This window comes from Nocardiopsis alba DSM 43377, assembly GCF_000341225.1.
Taxonomy (GTDB): Bacteria; Actinomycetota; Actinomycetes; order Streptosporangiales; family Streptosporangiaceae; genus Nocardiopsis; species Nocardiopsis alba.
This window is the reverse complement of record NZ_ANAC01000020.1, coordinates 21,504-40,823: the sequence shown is the minus strand read 5'-3', so window position 1 is coordinate 40,823 and position 19,320 is coordinate 21,504. Positions and strand designations below refer to the sequence as shown.

The 19,320-nt window shown below is 65.7% G+C and carries 18 protein-coding genes and 1 pseudogene; 16 read left to right on the top strand and 3 right to left on the bottom strand.

Annotation, left to right across the window (positions count from 1 at the left end):
* The 4 genes and pseudogenes from D451_RS0120435 to D451_RS27950 all read left to right on the top strand — a co-directional run.
* Positions 1–682, top strand: a pseudogene (locus D451_RS0120435) (type IV secretion system protein); the annotation flags it as partial.
* Positions 683–717: 35 nt separating this feature from the next.
* A complete protein-coding gene (locus D451_RS0120430) occupies positions 718–1,386 on the top strand; it encodes a hypothetical protein (RefSeq protein WP_026125226.1) in 669 nt (222 codons plus the stop codon).
* 4 nt (positions 1,387–1,390) lie between these two features.
* Positions 1,391–2,563 (top strand): C40 family peptidase, encoded by a 1,173-nt coding sequence (locus tag D451_RS0120425; protein ID WP_017535801.1) that lies wholly within the window; start codon positions 1,391–1,393, stop codon positions 2,561–2,563.
* A 2-nt stretch (positions 2,564–2,565) separates the two neighbouring features.
* Complete coding sequence (locus D451_RS27950; RefSeq protein WP_152472949.1) at positions 2,566–3,333, top strand: hypothetical protein; 768 nt, start codon at positions 2,566–2,568, stop codon at positions 3,331–3,333.
* A 25-nt stretch (positions 3,334–3,358) separates the two neighbouring features.
* On the opposite strand, the gene D451_RS0120420 is transcribed toward D451_RS27950, so the two are convergent.
* Positions 3,359–3,910, bottom strand: a complete 552-nt coding sequence (locus D451_RS0120420; protein ID WP_014910724.1) for a thymidine kinase — start codon at positions 3,908–3,910, stop codon at positions 3,359–3,361.
* Positions 3,911–4,393: 483 nt separating this feature from the next.
* Here D451_RS0120420 and D451_RS0120415 point away from each other — a divergent pair, with 483 nt between their 5' ends.
* Entirely contained in the window at positions 4,394–5,257 is an 864-nt protein-coding gene (locus D451_RS0120415; protein WP_017535800.1) for an ion transporter, read from the top strand.
* Positions 5,258–5,527: 270 nt separating this feature from the next.
* On the opposite strand, the gene D451_RS0120410 is transcribed toward D451_RS0120415, so the two are convergent.
* Positions 5,528–5,794, bottom strand: coding sequence for a GntR family transcriptional regulator (locus tag D451_RS0120410; protein ID WP_014909659.1), 267 nt, complete (start codon positions 5,792–5,794; stop codon positions 5,528–5,530).
* A gap of 171 nt (positions 5,795–5,965) precedes the next feature.
* Here D451_RS0120410 and D451_RS0120405 point away from each other — a divergent pair, with 171 nt between their 5' ends.
* The 9 genes from D451_RS0120405 (at position 5,966) to D451_RS0120365 (ending at position 16,016) form a co-directional block, all read left to right on the top strand.
* Positions 5,966–6,166 (top strand): hypothetical protein, encoded by a 201-nt coding sequence (locus D451_RS0120405; protein ID WP_017535799.1) that lies wholly within the window; start codon positions 5,966–5,968, stop codon positions 6,164–6,166.
* A 911-nt stretch (positions 6,167–7,077) separates the two neighbouring features.
* Positions 7,078–7,362: a hypothetical protein gene (locus D451_RS27430; RefSeq protein ID WP_081616103.1), complete on the top strand. Its 285-nt coding sequence runs from the start codon at positions 7,078–7,080 to the stop codon at positions 7,360–7,362.
* Entirely contained in the window at positions 7,359–8,828 is a 1,470-nt protein-coding gene (locus D451_RS27425) for a zeta toxin family protein (RefSeq protein WP_241463358.1), read from the top strand. The genes D451_RS27430 and D451_RS27425 overlap by 4 nt, the downstream gene beginning before the upstream one ends.
* Entirely contained in the window at positions 8,825–9,337 is a 513-nt protein-coding gene (locus D451_RS0120390) for a hypothetical protein (RefSeq protein WP_017535796.1), read from the top strand. Before D451_RS27425 ends, D451_RS0120390 begins: the two co-directional genes overlap by 4 nt.
* A gap of 305 nt (positions 9,338–9,642) precedes the next feature.
* Complete coding sequence (locus tag D451_RS0120385; RefSeq protein WP_017535795.1) at positions 9,643–10,752, top strand: M48 family metalloprotease; 1,110 nt, start codon at positions 9,643–9,645, stop codon at positions 10,750–10,752.
* 5 nt (positions 10,753–10,757) lie between these two features.
* Complete coding sequence (locus D451_RS0120380; protein ID WP_017535794.1) at positions 10,758–12,152, top strand: type IV secretory system conjugative DNA transfer family protein; 1,395 nt, start codon at positions 10,758–10,760, stop codon at positions 12,150–12,152.
* Between the two features lie 179 nt (positions 12,153–12,331).
* The gene (locus D451_RS0120375; RefSeq protein ID WP_241463357.1) at positions 12,332–13,360 is read left to right on the top strand and encodes a hypothetical protein; all 1,029 of its coding nucleotides are present in this window, start codon (positions 12,332–12,334) and stop codon (positions 13,358–13,360) included.
* A gap of 478 nt (positions 13,361–13,838) precedes the next feature.
* Positions 13,839–15,014: a Cmx/CmrA family chloramphenicol efflux MFS transporter gene (locus tag D451_RS0120370; RefSeq protein ID WP_036568427.1), complete on the top strand. Its 1,176-nt coding sequence runs from the start codon at positions 13,839–13,841 to the stop codon at positions 15,012–15,014.
* A 168-nt stretch (positions 15,015–15,182) separates the two neighbouring features.
* Positions 15,183–16,016, top strand: coding sequence for a toxin-antitoxin system YwqK family antitoxin (locus D451_RS0120365; RefSeq protein ID WP_241463356.1), 834 nt, complete (start codon positions 15,183–15,185; stop codon positions 16,014–16,016).
* A gap of 105 nt (positions 16,017–16,121) precedes the next feature.
* Here D451_RS0120365 and D451_RS0120360 read toward each other — a convergent pair whose 3' ends face one another.
* Positions 16,122–17,078, bottom strand: coding sequence for a DNA sulfur modification protein DndB (locus tag D451_RS0120360; protein WP_241463355.1), 957 nt, complete (start codon positions 17,076–17,078; stop codon positions 16,122–16,124).
* Positions 17,079–17,577: 499 nt separating this feature from the next.
* Between D451_RS0120360 and D451_RS0120355 the strand changes: the two genes are divergently transcribed.
* Both D451_RS0120355 and D451_RS0120350 read left to right on the top strand, forming a co-directional pair.
* Positions 17,578–18,357, top strand: a complete 780-nt coding sequence (locus D451_RS0120355; RefSeq protein WP_017535789.1) for an SDR family NAD(P)-dependent oxidoreductase — start codon at positions 17,578–17,580, stop codon at positions 18,355–18,357.
* A gap of 55 nt (positions 18,358–18,412) precedes the next feature.
* Entirely contained in the window at positions 18,413–19,318 is a 906-nt protein-coding gene (locus tag D451_RS0120350; protein WP_036568426.1) for a dihydrodipicolinate synthase family protein, read from the top strand.
* The last annotated feature ends 2 nt before the right edge of the window (positions 19,319–19,320 follow it).

The following is a 19,320-nucleotide window of genomic DNA, read 5'->3' as shown; positions in this document are numbered from 1 at the left end:
CGGGGAGCCGGTTCGGGCACGAGGCACCGGCGGGTCCGGGGGGTACGGTCGGGTCCGCGACAACGAGACGGCGCCCCCGCTCAACGTCAACCGTCGCGGAGCCACGACGACCTCCACCGCCTCCGGAGGGCGCCCCAACGGGACCTCCCGCACCACGGACCAGGCGCCCAGCCTCTCGGGCGGCGCAGGGGGCGGCTCGAACGGAGCCATCCCGCCTCGCCCCGCGGGTGGTTACACGGGTACCGGGGACAGCGGTTGGGCCTCGGTCTTCGGGACCACCGGACGGAGCACGGGTTCCGCCAGGAACGAGAGCGGAGGCGCCTCCGGCGGCGTCCTCGGTGGTGCCGCCGGCAACTCTCGGGCGGCCGGCGCCGATCGCCCCGAGCCCAGTACCGGACGCGGCATCTTCGGTGGCCGTGAGAACACCCCGCCTCGCGGCAACATCGGTGGTCAGGGTTCTCGCTGGGGCTCCCCGAGGGAGCGGCGGGAGCGCCCCGCCCCGCAGCGCCAGACCCGCCCGACGGCGCCCCCGCCCGGCGGTCGAGGGGACCGTGAGGGCGGCTGGCTGAGCGGCTCGGACAAGCGCCGGGACAACGCCCCCATCACCCCGTTCTGGGGCGAGGGTGGAAACTCGACCCGAGACCGTAAACGCGACGTCCCGTTCTGGCTGAACGACGACTGAGTGACCGAGTAGACGACGAGGCGACCGAGACCGTCATGCCCAACCCTCTCCCCGAACGCACACAACGAATGGTCGTGATCGGATTGATCGCGGCTCTGGCCGGGTTCGGGATCTACGTCAGCCTCGGCGGCTTCGGTGGAGACGAGGACGACGCCGCGGCCCCTCCTCGAGAGACGGCCCCCCTCGAGGAGACGACCGGGGCGCCCTCCGGCCCTCGGGGACTGGCCACGGTCCCTCCCGAGCCGATCACCACCACCGAGGCCGAGGACATGGACGTCCTCTCCTGGTTCCCGTTCAGCGAAGCGGAGTTCCAGGCCGCCGGGGCGACCGCGCAGGCCTTCGCCGAGGCCTACGGGACCATCGACTACTCCCGGCCTCCAGAGGACTACTACTCCTCGATGGAGGAGCTGGCCACGAAGGAGTACGCCGAGGTCCTGTCCGACTCCGAGAGGGCCGGGGCCTTCTGGGAGGAGATGAGCGGTAAGGAGGCAGTCGCCCGGGGCCTGGCCGAGGTCGAGGAGGTCCGGACCTTCGGTGCAGGGTCGATCACCTTCGTGGTCACGGCCCAGTCCATCACCGAGACCGGAGACGCCGAGTTCGACGAGGACCTGGGCGAGTTCGCCGTCACCGTGATCAAGGACGGCGGCTCCTGGGCGGTCTTCGACTTCCAGCCCGCCGACGTCGGACAGTTCGGGGAGGAGTGACACCTTGATCTGGCAGCGGACACCCCCCGCCGCGGAGACGAGCGGTTCCTGGACCGGCCGGATCGGCTGCCTACTGGCCGTGGCCATGGCGTTCGTCGTTCTCGTAGCGCTGATCTTCATCCCGGTCATCGGAGACCAGGCCGGTCGACTCGGCGCCCTGATGTCGAGCGGGGTGGTCTGTTCCCCCAACGCCGACGCCGAGCAACCGGGGACGAGCGAGTACGCCATGGACTCCATCCCGGAGAACTACCTGGAGCTCTACCGGGAGGCGGGGGAGGACCGAGGGATCCCCTGGAACATCCTGGCGGGGATCGGCCAGGTCGAATCGCACCACGGGCGTTGGGACGGCCCCGGTATCACCGAGGGCCACAACGACTGGGGTGCGGCGGGGCCTATGCAGTTCGGCTCGCTGGACGGATCCGCCGCCGGGAACAGCTGGGGCGGTGAGCCGATCCAGGACGTGGAGGACCGCCCCGACCAGGGATACGGCGTGGACGGAAACGGGGACGGGATCGTCAACGTGTACGATCCCGCGGACGCCATTCCGGCGGCGGCCGACTATCTGATCTCGCACGGGATCGAGGACGACGTTCGTCAGGCGATCTTCGGATACAACCGTGCCTGGTGGTACGTGGACGACGTCCTGGAATGGGCCGAACGGTATTCGGACGGCGACTTCGACACCACGGACTCCATCAGAACGGCGGTCGTCTGCCAATTGGACGAAGAGGGCGCGCCCATCGGCCGAGCCCCCGACGAATTGACGCAGGCCGTGGTCGACTGGGCCCTCGACCAGCGAGGAAAGCCGTATATCTGGGGCGGGACCGGGCCGGACGGTTATGACTGTTCGGGACTGACCATGAAGGCCTACGAGAGCATCGGGGTGACGGTTCCCCGGGTCTCCCAGGATCAATGGTCCTTCGGGCCGGAGATTCCGATGGGCGAGGAACAACCGGGCGACCTGGTCTTCTTCGACGTGACCCGCGCCGGAGAGCCTCCGGGGCCGGGCCATATGGGGATGGTCGTCGGAGATGGATTGATGGTCGAGGCCTGGTGCACCAACTGTGGCCCCATCGCGGTGCGCGAGTACGATGACCCGAATCGGGCGGCCATCGTCGGTTTCACCCGACCGCTCGAACATCCCGAAGTGAAGGCCCAGCTGGAAGCGCAGGCGTGACCGTGTCGGAGACGACGATCAGAGAAGAGACGAAGCGCGAGAAGCCTGCGAAGAGAGGGCTGCACGGCTGGAAGGCCGCACTGGCGGTCTTCGGCTGCGGAACCCTCGCGGCCTTCGGGGTCTTCGGTGTGATCGTGGGACTTCTCAGTACTCTGGTCTCGACGGTCTCTGAAGGTATCTCTCCCAGTTCTCAAGAACCTCCAATTTCAAGCCAGAGTGTCACCCCCAGAGAAGAATTCGTTGATGATAAGTTCGATCTTTGTGGGAGAACCCTCCCTTCTATTCGTGACTTGAATCTTAGTTTTACTGATTCTGGGTCTGGCTATGAAGATTCTGGAGTCGATGGGGGTGGGGTGGGCGAGGAGGACCTTGTTCGATCCGATCAGTGTGCTGGGACCCTTGCTCCGGCTGGTGCCTATATGGTTCCTTGGGATTTTGAGTTCGTCTATAGGGCGATTATCTACTCTCCGGGGGGTGATCGCGAAGACCTTGCTTCCGAGGACATGATCTCCCTGCAGGAACAGGTGGAGTCAGAAATGTCGGTCACTGAATCTGGCTCAGGGGATCTTGGTGATGAGTCGCGATACTACTATGGATCTCTTCAGGAGAATGAAGAGTCAATTTACGTTGTTGTAGTGAGGCAGCGAAGTGCGACTTACATGATATCGCTTTCGTCAACCGATGATGTGAGTTCCTCTAATTTTTCAAGCGAAGCTCGAAAATTTGGACCGCAGCTGGAAATAACACTGGGAAGCAGGATTCCTGAGTGAGTGCGGAGGAGTTCCCGGCCTCTGGCTAGGCGACGCCTGCCATGAAGTGGTGCCTGCACAGGGTCGTGTACGACTCGTTGCCCCCGATGTGCACCTGCTCGCCCTCGTACACCATCACCCCGTCCACCACGCGCGCGTTGTGGGTGGCGCGGTTGCCGCACCAGCAGCGGGCGTAGACCGGTAGGACCTCTATCCTGTCGGCGAGTTCCACCAGGCGTTTGGAGCCGGGGAACAGTTGCCCCTGGAAGTCGGTCAGGATCCCGTAGCAGTAGACGTCGATGCCCATACCGTCGACGACGCCCGCCAACTGGCCCACCTGTTTGTACGAGAGGAACTGGGCCTCGTCGCAGATGACGTAGGGCGCTTTGCGTTCGGCCACGTCGTCGTACAGGTCGAGTGCGTCGCCGACCTCGACCGCGGGGGACTTGAGCCCCAGGCGGGAGGAGATGATCCCCGATCCTGCGCGGTCCTGTTTCGTGTACAGCACGCCTTCGCCACCGCGGGAGTGGTGTTCCTGCAGGGCCATGGTGCTCTTGCCCGAGTTCATCGATCCGGTGAAGTACTTCAGCTCCGCCATGTCTCTTCCTCGGTCGCGGGCGCTGGTCAGGGGGCTACTCGGGAAGCCGCCGAGGCCAGCAGTGAACATATCAGCGGCGCGGGCCTCGTACCGCATCGGCTCCGATACGGCTTCGGGGGAGGGGCCGGAGTTCCGGGGCTCGTCTTCCCCACGTGTCGCGGTGGTGGAGGTTCGGTCTTGGCGAGGGCGGTGGATGATGTCGGGCCGAAATCCCGTGCTCGATGGACGCTGCTCGGGGACCGGGGTGCTGTTCATCCTCTTGTGGTCATCGGGTGTCCGGGCGGGCGTACCTTCGTCTGGTGGCGTCACCAGCCGGCATGAGGGGTTCGCCCCGTCCGCCGGAGGAGAGGCGCACCGTGAAGGGGGAGAGGCGCTTCTGTGCGATAACAGGCGCTTCGATATATTTGTACGCTCCTTGTCCTTATTCAAGGTGCCTATGTCGAGGGGAATGTGACGTTGAGGCGTGATCAGATCACTCAAATAGTGGAGAGCCGCTGGTTCTCCAATGTCATGTTCATGGTGATTCTGGTCAATGCCGTGATATTGGGCTGGTCCACCTACGGGGGTTCCGCCCTTCCGTATCTCCTCGGGATCGAGCGGATCACGATCGGTCTGTTCGTGGTCGAGATGGCGCTCAAGCTCTACGCCTGGCGGGGCAGGTTCTGGAAGGACTACTGGAACTGGTTCGACTTCATAGTGGTCGTGATCTCGCTGGTCCCGGCCACGGGGCCGTTCTCCGTGTTGCGGATCCTTCGCGTCCTGCGGATCTTCCGGGTGGTCACCGCGGTGCCGCAGATGCGGCAGATCATCGGCGCGCTGTTCAAGGCCGTGCCCGGTATGGGCACGGTGATCGGCCTGCTGCTGATCTTCATCTACGCCTCGGCGATCCTCGGAAACCAGCTGTTCAGCGAGACGGTTCCGGAGTACTTCGGCGACCTCGGGACCACGCTGTACACGATGTTCCAGCTCATGACCACGGAGGACTGGCCGGACGTCTCGGACGCGGTCCTGGAGCAGCACCCCTACGCGTGGATCTTCTTCGTCCTCTACATCGTGCTCACCGCGTTCGTCCTACTGAACCTGGTGATCGGTGTGATCGTCACTTCGATGGAACAGGAGTTCAACGCCGGGCGCTGGGAGGAGGATCAGGAGTTGGAGCTGATCCAGCACAAGGAGGTCCTGAAGCGGATCGCCGAGCTGGGCTCCCAGGTCGAGCGGCTCGAAGGGCTGCTGAGGCAGGAGCGGGCGGGAGGATCCGAGGAGCTCGCGACCACGTCCGTCCCAGGCGGCTCCGGTCCGGATGAGCCGAACGGCCCCGATCGTCCGGACACCCCGGCGGAGTCGTAGGCCCCGGAAGGCGGAGGAGTAGGCCCGCCGAAGGCGAGTAGAAAGACTCCGGCGGGCCGTCCCCACCCTCGGTAAGGATTATGTAGGAGCGGTGGCTTCGCCCGCGAGGGATTCGGAGATCATTTCGAGGTTTTTCTTCGCTCCGCTTGCACGCACGGGGGCGAATGGGATAATTCATCGTCCCCTTGCTGTGGATGAGCCCCGTATTCGGGTGATATCGGATCGAAGAGAAAGAGACCCCAAGGCGCCTTCGGCGCTCTGGGGTCTCTTTCAATCTCTCGGGAGGACGAATACGCCTCGACCGTGCACGGCACGTACCCGTCCTTGCTCGGCGAGGTGGTTCGTCGCCTTCACGATGGTGCCCTTGGAGACCCCGAACTCTTGTCGGAGCTGGTTGAGGGAGGGGATGGCTCTTCCTGGCGGATAGATCGCCGCATCTATGCGTGCGACGAGGATCGCGGCCAGTTGTACCCACACGGGGTCCATGGCCTCATTGTCGATCTCGGTGTCCGGCTTGTAGCCACTCGGTAGGTCCATGTCTCGAGCATGGTCGACGTGGGTTCATGAGCATCTTTCAGGGGAGTCAGTGGTTGACCTAGGAATACAGGGGTTAACTGGGGTACAGTAAAGGGAAGGTAACGTAAAACCCCGGCGACGTGCGGACACACGCCCCGGGGCCATGGCCGACCTGAACGAAGGCAGGACGACATGCAGATCCTACTGGCACTCTTCGCCGTGCTCGTGCGGCTTTCGCGACCCTCGCGCGGGTTGCACGCGGACTCCTACGGTTACGTCCACCAGCTCATCTCGGAGGTTCGACGCCGTTCTCACCGGGTGCGGCCCTACGTGAGGAGGTTCCGGCCTCCCCTGGACCTGATCGGTGCGACCGGAAAGGCGTACTGCGGATGAGCCACCATGGTCGCGACCACGTCATGGTTCCCGAACTCGGACGTTCCGACGTCCTGGTCGCCGAGATCTCGCGACTTCTCGCCTCCCCCGGCCGTGCGACGCGGGCCGTCCGCGAACTGAGGCGGGTGGACGGGCTCTTCTCCGAACTCGATCGCCGGATGAGGGCCGGAGCGCCTCCGCCTCGAACCTGGCGGGTTTTCGGATGTGATCGGGGTGCGCCTCCGGTGTTCCGCAGGGGGATCGCGTACGACTATGCGACCAACTGCTACGAGTCCATGAGTGAAGCGCTCCGGAGGGGACCTGGCGCGGCACAGGCCTGGAAGACCCTGGCCGAGGTTGAACGGTGCTGGCGCCGCCTGAACGATGCCCTCACCGAACGCTCACCCTTGCCCGAACCCTGGCTCCGCGAATAAGGGCGGCACCACCGAGCAGACGATGCCGGAAGGCGGGGGAGGGGCTGTCCTCGTAGGAAGAACGGAGGTCCCGATCGGGAGGGCACCACAGCGGTCGTTCGTACCTGCCTCGTCACGGTGAACCGAACACGGTCGGGGGTGGTGTCGCGTAGGCGGCGCCACCCTGAACGTGTCTATGGGCTGCCTTGAAGACCCATCCCAGAAGAGGGGTGGGATTTTTCGTGCCGGGCCCTCGCCTGCGATGAGCGCGAGTTCTCGAGAACCGACAATCCGGGCTCCGGTGGCTCCCTCGTCAAGAGACGCGCGAGCGCGGCAATGCTCTCTCCCCCTGCCGGCTTCGAAGATGTCGGCCTCTCCCGAGTGAGTCGAGGTTCCGTAGATCATGCCGGCCCTCTTCACCCGGTAATGGCCACTCCCGGCCACCCTTCCACCGCCTCTGTTGTCGGTGCGGTGGCCAAGATAGGAACGGTACGAACGCCCGACCCGAGGAGGGGACTCATGGCGGAAGACGAAGAGCGAGCTCGTAAGTACTGGGAGAACATCTCCAGGATCGAACGTAAAGAAAGGTTGATGGGGGCCATAGAAAGCGTGTGGCTTGCCTATCAACTTTTGGAGGCCAGGGCTGAGCCTGGCTCTGATGAGCGAGAGGAGTTCGGTGCTCTTCGAAAATACTACATGGATGTAAAAAAGAGAGTTCATTTGCTTTCTGAAGATGAGAAAGATCGGATTCTTGAGGAGTATCCGAAGATCGCTGATCGCCTTGATCGGGAGTATGGTCTGTGAGCTTCGATTGGACTATCGGTCAAGATGAAAAAGAGATTGCTGTTCAAAGAAGGATTGATGATATAACCCCGTTGGAGAGGCCTGATCGTGGGGCCTATGATCGTCCTAGGGCGATCATTTTAGGGGGACAGCCTGGGGTTGGGAAGAGTACAACTCAGGATGATCTTGTTGATGGTTTGGGTCGATCATCGACCGCCTCTTATGATGGTGATGATAACTCTAAATTTCATCCTTTTTTCAAGGAGATAGCGCGAAGTAGTCGCTTCGAAGGGTATGACCTTGCTGGGCAGATGCTTCCAGCGAACATGCATCGTCGATGCATGGACCACTTGAGGGCCGGGAGTCCAAAGTATGATGTCGTCGCCAGTCATCCGCTGGGAAGAAAGGAATGGGCGGAGTCCTGGGTGAGAGGCTTCTCCGATGAGGGGTATCACACCAGTGTCGCCTTCGTGGCGTCGCATGAGTCCAATAGTCTCCTCGGGATCGCCGATAGATACCAGACATCGCGAGATGAGAGGGGCTACGGACGCTGGGTCGGCAGGAGGTGGCATGATGACTTCTACCGGAACATTCCCGAAGTAGCGCATGACCTGGAGTCCCGTGGGCTGGTCGACTCCATATACGTCACCAACCGTGATGGGCGGATCCTCTATGAGAACCATCGTGGTTCCGATGGTCGAATGCGTGACCCGTTGGGTGCCCGCGACACCATCAAGGCGGAGCGAGATCGGCAGCCGACGGCAGAGGAGACCGAACGCTTCGAATCCAGGGTCTCCTATCTCGAGGACCCGAACCGCTTAGGTCCTGAAAAAGATGCCGAGCCCGTGCATAATCGCGTCCGAGAGACCGTGGAGGAGGCGAAGAGGCGGCATGGTCGCCATCTTGAGGAGAGCCGGGGCAAAGAGGGGCCCGAGATCTCGGAGACCTCCATCCCCGAAGCCCTGCGTGAAGCCAGAGACCGTGACCGTGCCCTTCACCGTGAGAAGGCTCCGCAGCCTCCCTCCCCGGAGGAGAACGAGAAGAGCGTTCTAGGGCGGGATAACACGATCTCCGCGATACGGAAGGACCCGCAGGCTTCTGAACCACGGGGCCGCTCGAGCGCTCGGGAACTCTCGCAGGGGTCCGAGAGCAGCCCGGTCCCCACCGTCACCGGACAGCGTGCGGGCTCGGAGTCCGTCGACTCCACCGATGGCGATCGGCGATCAGTCCGGGATTCCACCGGGTCGAGCGGTTCGAGTGGCCGGAGCGAGCCGGAGCCGAGCCTGTCCGCCTCCTCCACCTCCGAGACGGGATCCGCGGCGGCCTCCCCGGCCGAGGGACCTTCTCCCTCCGACATCATCGACCTCAAACTCCAGCGGATTCGCGAAGCGCGAGAGGCTCAGTCCGCCCGGGAGCGGAAGGTGCCCGATAGGAGAAGAGGACCGGTCCGAGACCTGGGCCGTGAGGATCCGGGACTCGGACTATGACCGTCGATCCCTATGAGGCCAGGGTCGCCAGGCTCGAGCAGCAGGTGGCGGAACTCGCCGACGAGATCCTCGCCCTCATGGCGAAAGCCTCCGGTGCCACTGTCTCCGGGCGGAACGCCGATACCCCCTGTGTGTGGGCGGAGATGCCCCCCGACGTCGCTCGAGAACACCTCGAACGGCTCCAGGACTGGATGAGCCGAGTACTCGTTCATCACCCCCGCGTCGTCTCCGTGCTCCACCCCTGTTGGTACCGTCACCCCGCCGCTGTTCAGATGCTGTTGGATGTACGGCGCAGCTGGGAATACGCCTACCGGCACAACCCCGAGACCCCCCACCTGTCCATCGCCTGGTGGCAACAGGACCTGCCGAACCTGGAACACGCGCTCGCGCGGGAACTGAACCACTGCACCGGTGTTCGACACGATCCCGATCGAATCCCGGTCCCTCTCGTGGACCCGGCCCAAGCGCACCGACACCTCTCCCAACGAGCTCCGCATCCCCGCCCCTGACCCTCCCGTACGCGACGAGATCCCCCATGTACTGCGATCAATGTGGAGCGCGGTCCTCAGCGGACCACGCTCGCTGCCCCGCCTGCGACGCGGCCCCCGCTCTACCTCCGAGCGGCCGGATCAGGTCGACCCCTCGGCCGACGATGGGCGACAAGGAACGGTCCGCTCCCCTCGATGACTCCGCTCCGAGCATCGGGACCGAGCCACCCCCGGACGACGAGCCCCAGAGCCGGGCTTCGCGGGCCGGCCATGCCCCGAGACCACAGCGACCGCCACGACGAGGAACGTCCGGCCTGCTCGACAACGTGATCGGGAACGGGGCGGCTCTCATCGCGACCTGGTTCAACATCCCGTTCGTTGTACTCCTCGTCGCTCTCGGGGCGATCTTCGGAGGCATCGGCGGTCTGGTCTCCGGGACCATCGCCGGACCCGGGGTGGTCAGCCGGTTCGACATGGTCTTCTCTCTGGTCCTGCCCATGCCGGTGAGCATGTCGGATCTGATGCCCAACGTCTCCTTCCCCGCGGGAGGGATGGTGGGGGGTTTGATCGGCACCTTCAAAGGTGGGCTCAAGATGCTCGAATTCGGCGTACTACTGCCTTACTCCTTGATGTGGTCGCAGGACCCCCTCCTCCCTCTGGGTGCGACCCTCGGGCAGATCGTCTCCGGCCTTTCCATCGCCTCCGTCTACGTCCTCTATTGCAGGGTGGTGGAGGCGGGCCGCTTGCGTGTCACGGGAGCGCGCCGCCCCAGTAGAAGAGAGGCGGAGTTCCTCGAACCGATCATCGCCAGGGCCGCGGCCAGGATGGGGTTGGACCGACGTCCTCGACTCCTGATGGACGACGATCGCGAACCCAACGCCTACGCAGGGATCCATCACATCATCGTGAACAGAGGGCTGCTCGAGGCCCTCCGCTACGACACCGAGGCGATCTCCGGGGTCATCGCTCACGAAGTGGCGCACTACAAGCACGGTGACGCGCTCGGCCTCGCCTGGAACCGGGGTATCGCCTGGCCGCTCTATCTCCTCTACGAACTCGCCCACCGATGGCAGGCCTCGGCCGTGTACTGGACCGTCCTGCTCGCACTGGTCAGAGTGCTGCTGTGGAGCGTCATCTTCACCATCCGGTTTCTCATCATGCCCCTCAACTCCCGCCACTGGCGAAGAAGCGAACTCCGGGCCGACGCGGAGGCGCGTGAAGCCGGCTACGGCCCCGGGCTGTACACGGCGCTCACCATCCTGGGCAAGAACTTCGACGGAGCACGCAACGGGTGGGACCAGAGCATCCTCGCGACCCACCCCGCCACGGAGCTGCGTCTGGAACTCCTGGAGGAACCCGGTAGGACGCCGACGCTCGAAGGTGGCTCCACCGACGTCGACCACGGTCCACCCGCCTCCCGGATCCTCAAGGACTGATCCCCATGACCGAGCTCTTCGCCCCTTTGCCGCCGACCCGGCTCGACCTCAGAAACCGCGTATACCTGGGATTGGACCCCGCGGACGGATACAAACGGGTGTGGTCGGCCCCCGAGGACTCGGTGGGTCTCATCGGGCCGCCTCGGTACGGCAAGACCTCCGGCGTCATCATCCCCACGCTTCTGCACTGGTCCGGCCCGGTGGTCAGCACGACCACCCGAGGCGACATCCTGCGTTTCTGTGGAGATCGGCGCCGCCATATCGCGGCCCCTCAAGGGAGGGTGTACGTCTACGACCCTTTCGACAGTGAGGGGATGGGCGCGACCATGAGGTGGTCGCCGCTGGCCGGATGCGCCGACCCGACCGTGTGCTTTCGCCGGGTACAAGGCATGACCGGCGCGGTCGGCGGACTCAAGGACGGCGAACATTGGCAGAGCGGAGCGGCGCTCATCCTTCGAGGACTGTTCCACGCCGCGGCCCTGGCCGAAGCCCCCATGAGTGAAGTGCGTCGTTGGCTGTCCGCTCAAGAGACGCGCAGGCCCGCGCAGATCTTGAGAGAACACTCGACCTCGGCCGTCGGTTGGGCCGACGATCTGGAGTCGACACGGCTCCTGGGGGAGAGGGAAAGGGGATCGTTCTACTCGGTGGCGCGTAATTGTCTGGAAGCCACCGCCGAACCCCGCGTGCTGGAATCCTGCTCCGCAGTGGATCTGGACATCGACCATTTCCTGGCCACCGACTCGTCGCTCTTCATCGTCGGGCCGAGCCACTACCAGTCCGTGGTCGCCCCGATGATCGTCGGCCTGGTCGACTCCATCGCGCAGCGAGCGGCCGAGATCGCCGCCTTCCAGGGAGGACGATTGCGCAGGCCGCTGCTGTTGGCCTTGGACGAGGTCGCCAACATCGCGCCGCTTCCGAGTCTGCCGGCCCTGGTCTCCGAAGGCGGAGGCCGAGGGATCATCACCTTGTGGGCGGCCCAATCCCTGGCCCAACTGCGTGGACGTTACGGAACCGACGAACAGCAGGCGATCCTCACCGCCACCACAGCCAAGATCATCTACGGCGGGATGTCCAACGAAGCCGATCTGCGCAACGTCTCGGCGTGGAGCGGTGAGCAACGTCGGATCGAGGTCACGATGCACGGAGGATCTTCGGACCCCATGCCGATGGATCGTCGAGCGGTCATCCGACCCGAATCCGGACAGAGCTATTCGACCAATGTCACCTACCGTCCGGTGCTTCCGATCGAGGCGATCCAACGGATGCCGCCGCACAACGCCTGGCTGTGGTGGCGATCCGAACCGCCTCTCCACGTGGAGACCCGGCCGGCCGGACTGATCGACGGATACCGGAAGGTCAGCGGTTACACCCCTGAACACGGTACGGAGGAGTGGGGGTGAGGGGGACGCCGCGTCGGATGACGGTCCAAGGTCCTGGAGAGAAACGGCTGTGCTCGGAGTGCGGAGCCGGAGCGGCTCGCAGGCAATCGCTGTTCTGTGTCGAATGCGGGGCCGGGTTGCCCCTCGTTCGGCGCCCCTGGTGGAGACGTCGGCGGCCTCTCATCGCCTTGGGGACCGTCATGGTTCTGCTCACGGCGATGGCGGTGTGGAGGATCCCCGCCGGGATGGCGACCGACCCTCGTGGACCGGTCGAGGACCTCGCGGACGCACTACGCAGAGGGGACATGGAAACGATCCTGGAGATGGTGGAGATCGATGCGCATCGAGCGGAGGAGTTCTCCGGACTCGCTCCCGAACGGCCGCCAGGCCTGCTCTCGGCCGAAACCATCGAGGAGGGATGGGAACTCCCGGGCATCGTGCTGGGAGAACCGCGCGAGGAGGGTCCCGACCTGACAGAGAAGGACGCCCTGTCTCACGCCGTGGACGGCCGAAGGCCTCCGGGGCTGCGTGTGACCGCTATGAAGTTCGGTGACCTCTGGACCGTCGCAGTGCGGACCAGACAGAGGAACTCGGGGTGGATCCGGGACTGGGAGCTGGACAGCCCGGCGACCATACCCCACCTGCTGGGGAGTATCGCCCTCCCGCACCCCGCGCTCGGAACGCTGACCATCGGCGGTACGACGTTCGAACCTCGGGATGACCGGATGGCCTTGACGTCCAACAGCGCGGACGCGTTGATCGGCGTCTACCAGGTCACCTACGAGCACCCGATGTTCGAACCGGCCACGGAGACGGTGGCCGTACGTCCGGGCGGGGAGACGACGCTCTCTCTGGAAGTGAGAGAACTGAAGGAGGAGGTCACCGACGAGGCCACGGAGCAGATCCGACGACATATCGAAACCTGTGTGGAGGAGAGCACGGTCCTTCGGCCGGTCGGATGCGTCATAGGGCACGACCCGGGCCACTACTTCCCCCTGCGTGGTGACGCGGTGTGGGAACTCGAGCGTATGCCCGAACTCGAGTTCGGGCCGACGGCCTCGGATGACGACAACGGTCGGCCCAGAGCCGTCGTCACGACCACTGTGCCGGGAGAGGCGTCGGTGACCTACGCCTACAGCCAGGAGCCCGAACGGACGGACACGGTGGAGATCGTGGTCGGCGGATACGTGGAGTCGGGGGAGGACGGCGCACCGACCTGGAGACCGTGAGGATCCGGAACCGCGGGCTCGCCGCACCCTTGACCGGTCCGGTGGAAGGGCTGGAAGTTCACTCTGGCTCGGAACAGCGGCCGGACGGCATGGTCGTGCCGCGGGGGCGGGTGGTCGGGGCTCTCGGGACCCATGAGACCAGAGGTGCGGCCACGGGTCGCCTCTCACACGCGTGTGGTGCGGTCGGTGGGTGTTCACCCTCGGAAATTCGTTTCCCCGGGCGGGGACGTGTCCGTTAACGTGCTCCACGTGAGTCTTCCCGAAGCGTCCAAGCCGGGGCTGTCGGCACACCGCCGGTAGCCCGAGACACCCCTGGATCCCGGCCGAGCGACCGTGGCGAACGAGGCCCGTTCCGTTCGGCGTCTCCCTGGAGCCTCGGCCCCGAGTGGCGAGGCCTTCCTCGGCGATCCCCCGTGTCCGAAGTGCCGGTCGTGTGAGCGCACACCCCGTGACCTTCACGAACTTCGGATGGATGCTCATGCCCGCTCTGCTCTACCTTCTCGCCGTCGCGGTCTTCGCGCAGGGGACCTCGGAATTCGTCCTGGCCGGACTCCTTCTCGGGATCTCCGCGGACTTCGATGTCTCCTCGGCCCGCGCCGGCCTGTTGACCTCGGCCTTCGCGATCGGGATGGTCATCGGCGCGCCGTTGATGGCCGCGCTCGGTCGTGGACTTCCCCCACGCCGGACCCTCGCCGGTTTCCTGGCGCTGTTCGTCCTCGCCCACGTGGTGGGCGCGCTCACCCGCGACTTCGACGTCCTGTTCGCGACCCGTGTCCTGGCGGCCCTGGCCAACGCGGGGTTCCTCGCGGTGACCCTCTCCACCGTGGCCGACCTGGTCCCCGCGGAACGCCGGGCCCGAGCGCTCTCGGTGATCCTGGGCGGGACCACGCTGGCCCTTGTCGCGGGGGTTCCGGTCGGTTCCCTCATCGGTTCCCTGCTCGGTTGGCGGGCCTCCCTCTGGGCCATCGCCGCCGTCTCCCTGATCGCCCTGTGCGGGGTGGCCGTCGCCGCTCCGAAGGGTTCCTCGAGTGCGGAGAGGAAGCCGGTCCCGCTCGGTCGTGAACTACGTGTCCTCGCGCGCTGCCCGCTCCAGGTGAATCTCGCTCTCGGAGTGCTCGTCAACGGAGCCACCTTCTGCGTCTTCACCTATCTCCTGGTGATCGCCTCCGGGCCGGCGGGTGTCGCCGAGAACGTCCTGCCCGCGGTGCCGGCGGTGTTCGGTGCGGGCGCCTTCGTCGGGGTGACGGCTGCGGGCCGTCTGGGGGACGGCTCCTGGTACCGGCTGATCGTGTGGACCGGCCCTCTCCTCGTGCTCGGTTGGGCGCTGATGGCGCTGACACTCGACATGGCGCCGCTGTTCTGGGCGCTGCTCTTCGTTCAAGGGGCGCTGTCCTTCTCCCTGGGCAGCACGTTGATCTCGCGGATCATGGTCACCGCGCACGAGGCGCCGACCATGGGAGGCTCCTTCGCCACGGTGGCCCTCAACCTCGGCGCGGTCCTCGGACCGATCGTCGGCGGGTTCTCCATCGAAGCCCTGGGGGAGAGGGGGCCGCTGTTCGCCGGGGCGCTCTCGGCCACGGCGGCCGTCCTGCTCTGGTGGTGCGCGGCGGCGTCGAGGCGTGGAGCGGGGGCGGGGAGCACGGTCTCTCGCTGAGGGGCTCCGGTGCGAGCTCACCTGTCCTGCGCGGGCCGGTCCTGATAGGGAGAACGCATGAACTCGCCCTCTGCCCCAGGCCATCTCGAGGAACCCGGCGCCGGAAGGTCTTTCGACGGCGCCGGACCCGAGCCCGTGGGGGTCCTGGCCGCCGATCACCTTCGTACGGTGGACGCCGAAGTCCTCGGAGACCCGGACGCGTCGGATGCCATGACGGAGAGCGGAGGCTTCACCGGGGTTCTCCTGGAGAGGGACGGACCGAATCTCACCTTCGTTCGAACGGTGGTGGTCGGCCGGAACGACGGCCCCTGCTTCTACCGACTCGACAGTGGCGGACTCATCGAATACGGGAACTACTACGGCGGACTCGACCGAGGCCCCTCACACGAATGGGACGAGGACGGGAACCTGATCGAGGAGATCACGGACACGCTGACGAGAAGATGGGACGCCTCCGGCCGCCTGGTGCACCTGGAGAGACGGTCGAGCCGGGATGGCGAGGAGGCCCCGATCTCGTCGCCACGGGTCCCCCCTCACCCGGACGAGCCCGGTGCCCGAGGTCATGTGGAGGCCGTGCGGCTGACGGATCTCGTCTTCGGCGACCGGGTGACGTACACGGGGGATCCCTATACGGGAACGGCGGTCTTGGCCGATGCGGACGGAGGATGTCGCGCACACACCTTCATCGAAGGCCACGAGTTCGGCCCTTTCCGAGTCTGGTCTCCATCGGGCGGGCTCATCGTGCAGGGCGTGCGCGGGCGTGTTCGGGGTCGGGCAGGGCCGGAGCCGGGAGGCGGTCTCTACGGGCCGGTGGGGCCGTGGCATCGATGGGACGAACGGGGACGCCTGCTACGAGAGGTCGTCCACGACGCGCTGGGGAACAGGATCATCCGCCGGGAGTTGGACGAAAGCGGCGACATCGTCGAGCAGGAGAGGTACGAGCCGGTCGTGCGGATGGAGGATCCGGTGACAGGGGAGCGGAGGGCGGCCCCCTGGTTGTGAGGTGCCCGTCACCGCGGTGAGGGCGAGGGACCCCGCAGCGGGCCGGGGAGGAGCGGGACCTCCCCGGGATGATGGGTGATGGGGGACGGATTTCAGGAGTTCGGTCTAGAACCCGCGAATGCGGCGCCCGTAGTCGCTTTCGGGGTGAAGGATCGCATCGGCGACACGGCCACCGGCATCCTTAGCGCCACCGGCGAAGTTGAGAACCCCCGAGACGTTGGCACTGGCGGCGATGCCGTGCCAGTAGCGGGCTTCGCGCTCCCATCGGATGGGAGCGATCAGCCTTTGGAGTTCCTGGAAGCCGATACGTTCATGGCCGGTACTCCAGCTGGTCGTCTGGTGGACGGCGACCCCCAGGCCGGCCAGGACTGCGGGGGCGGAGATGGCGCTACGCGACCGGAAGTGCGGGTAGAGATCGCTGACCAGTTGAGAAAGGAGAGCGGTCAACTCGTGCTCGACCAAGTGAAGGTCGAAACCTCGGGGAAGATGATCCTCGTGCACCGTGCTGGAGGAGAGACCGATTCCTTGGCGTCCGTAGAGAGCGGTGATCACCAATACCCGGAGAGCGGAAAGCGTGACGACCTGAGGATCGCCCTTGGTCAGCTGCCGCTTCTTGGCCTGGACCAGATCGGCGAAGGGCACGATCCGTCCTTCGTGCTCCACTTTGACGCTCTCGGCGATCTTTCGAGCGATCTTGGTGCCGATATCACGCTGATCCATGGACATGGCGAGGTTCTTGGCCACCGGGACCCCTTCGACGTTGCGGTCGTAGAAGATCTGACGTGCATCGGTGACCTCGAGCCCGAAGTACAGCTCGAAGGGGAGTCGAACTCTGTTGAGTTGATCTGTGGTGACACCGAAACGCTCAGGGGCGTCGTAAAGCTCATGCCAGGCGGTCACCTGGGTCTCGCCATCGATGGCCACCACCGGGGAGCCCGGAGTCACGGTGATGGTTCGGATTCCGCTGCGTGGGATCAGTTCATCACTGATGGCACCGGGCGTACCTTCCAGCCAGAGAGTGACGGGCGGGGTGGACCAGCCTGCTCCGTGAGTTCCGTTCAACCCAGAAGCGATGTAAGAGGCGTAGGAATCTACATTTCGCCCCCTTTTGTGAAGACTTCAGCATGCGCTGAACAAGAGCCCGGACTTCAGCGTGCCTTCGCTGAGGACCGGACGCGTGCTTCATGGACCGCTTGTCCTCTTCTTTCTTGGGGGAGGGAACCAACTGAAGAAGGGTCGGAAGCCCCAGGGTGCCGATGGCCGCGTCAGAGCGGAACGGGATCACAGTGAGTTGGATCCCTTCAACGAACTCGGTCGGCATGGTCAGGGTCATGAAGGGGGTTCACCTCTCGGCTCATAGGGGGAGGGAAGGACCGGTGGAACCGTGTTCCTTCCTTGCACCAGGATAGGAGAGGAGAAGAGGCCGGGGGAGAACGTGTGAAGAGCGTGGTGGCCGCTTCTCACCGGGACGACGGCCGTGATGCCCCTCGTTCTCGGGGGATCCGGTGAGGGAGCGGAGGGCGGTGCTTTGGCTGTGGGGCGGGCCGGTTAGGGTTCGGCCATGAACGTCGACAGCCATCTCTCCGCCCTGTTCTCCTTGGAAGGCCGGGTCGCCGTGGTGACCGGTGGGAGTTCCGGGATCGGTCGCGCCATCGCCGAGTCCCTCGCCCGGGCGGGGGCGGGCGTGGTGCTCGTGGCGCGCGGCGAGGCGGGCCTGGTCGCCGCGGTCGAGGAGATGACGGCCGAGGGGCTGCGGGCGGCCTGGGTGAGCGCCGACCTGGGTGATCGGGACGGGGTGCGCGCCGCGGCCGAACGGGCGGTGGAGGCCTTCGGGGAGCCGGACATCCTCGTCAACAGCGCGGGGATCAACCTGCGGCCGCCGATGGGCGAACTGGACGAGGACGTCTGGGACGCGACGATGTCGGTGAACCTGGAGGCGCCCTATCTGTTGGGGCGGCGATTCGGGCCGGGGATGGCCGAGCGGGGGTTCGGTCGGATCGTCCACGTGAGCTCTCAGCAGGCGCACCGGGCGTTCGTGAACAGTGGCGCCTACGGGGTCTCCAAGGGGGCGTTGGAGGCGTTGGCCCGCTCCCAGGCCGAGGCCTGGTCGCCGTACGGGGTCACCTGCAACACGCTGGTGCCCGGCTTCGTGATGACCCCGCTCAACGAGAGGCTCTCCTCGGATCCGGCCAAGGTGCGGGAGTTGGCGGAGCGGACCATGGTGGGCCGCAACGGTCTGGCGGAGGACTTCGCCGGGGCCGCGGTGTTCCTGGCGAGCGGGGCCTCCGGCTACGTCACCGGGCAGACGCTCTTCGTCGACGGCGGTTTCTCCGTGCACTGAGATCGAGCAAGGGCCGAGGAGGGGCGTCAGGCCGGTGCGTTCTAGGCTCGTGACCATGAGATTCACCGGACTCAGTGCCTTTCCTCTCACCCCGTTGGCCGATGACCGGATCGACGAGGACGCCTTCACCGCCGGGATCCGACGGCTCGCGGCCGCCGGCGTCGACTCGATCACCGCGCTCGGATCGACCGGTTCCTACGCCTACCTGGATCGGGAGGAACGGGCCCGGGCCGCCCGCCTGGCGGTGGAGAACGCCGGGGACGTGCCGGTGGTCGTCGGCGTGGGCGCGCTGCGTACCTCCCACGTGCTCGCGCACGTCGAGGACGCCCAGCGGGCCGGGGCGTCGGGCCTGTTGGTGGCGCCGTTGACCTATCAGCCGTTGACCGACGACGACGTGTACGGGCTCTTCGACGACGTCACGAGGAACAGTTCGGTCCCGGTGATCGTCTACGACAACCCGCGCACCACGCACTTCACGTTCACCACCGAGTTGTACGCGCGGATCGCCGGGTTGCCGGGGATCGCGTCGATCAAGATCCCGGGGGTCCCCGCCGGGCCGGCGGAGGCCCGCGCGCACGTCGAGGGGGTCCGGGCCGTGCTCCCCGAGCACGTGACGATCGGTGTCTCGGGCGACGCCTTCGCCGCGGAGGGGCTGATCGCCGGATGTGAGGCCTGGTACTCGGTCGTCGGCGGCACCCTGCCCGAGGTGGCGCTGCGCGTCACCCGTGCCGTGCGCGACGGTGACCCGGAGGCGGCGCGGGCGGAGTCCGAGCGGCTCGCGCCGCTCTGGGGGCTGTTCGCGGAACCGGGCGGAAGCCAACGTGTCATCGCGGCCGTGGCCGAACATCTGGGGTTCGCGCGTCGTTCGAGTCTGCCGAGACCGATCCTGGGGCTGGACGACGCTCAGCGCGCCAGGGTGGCCCGTGTGGTCGACGACCTCCACTTGGCGGAGGGCCTCTGACG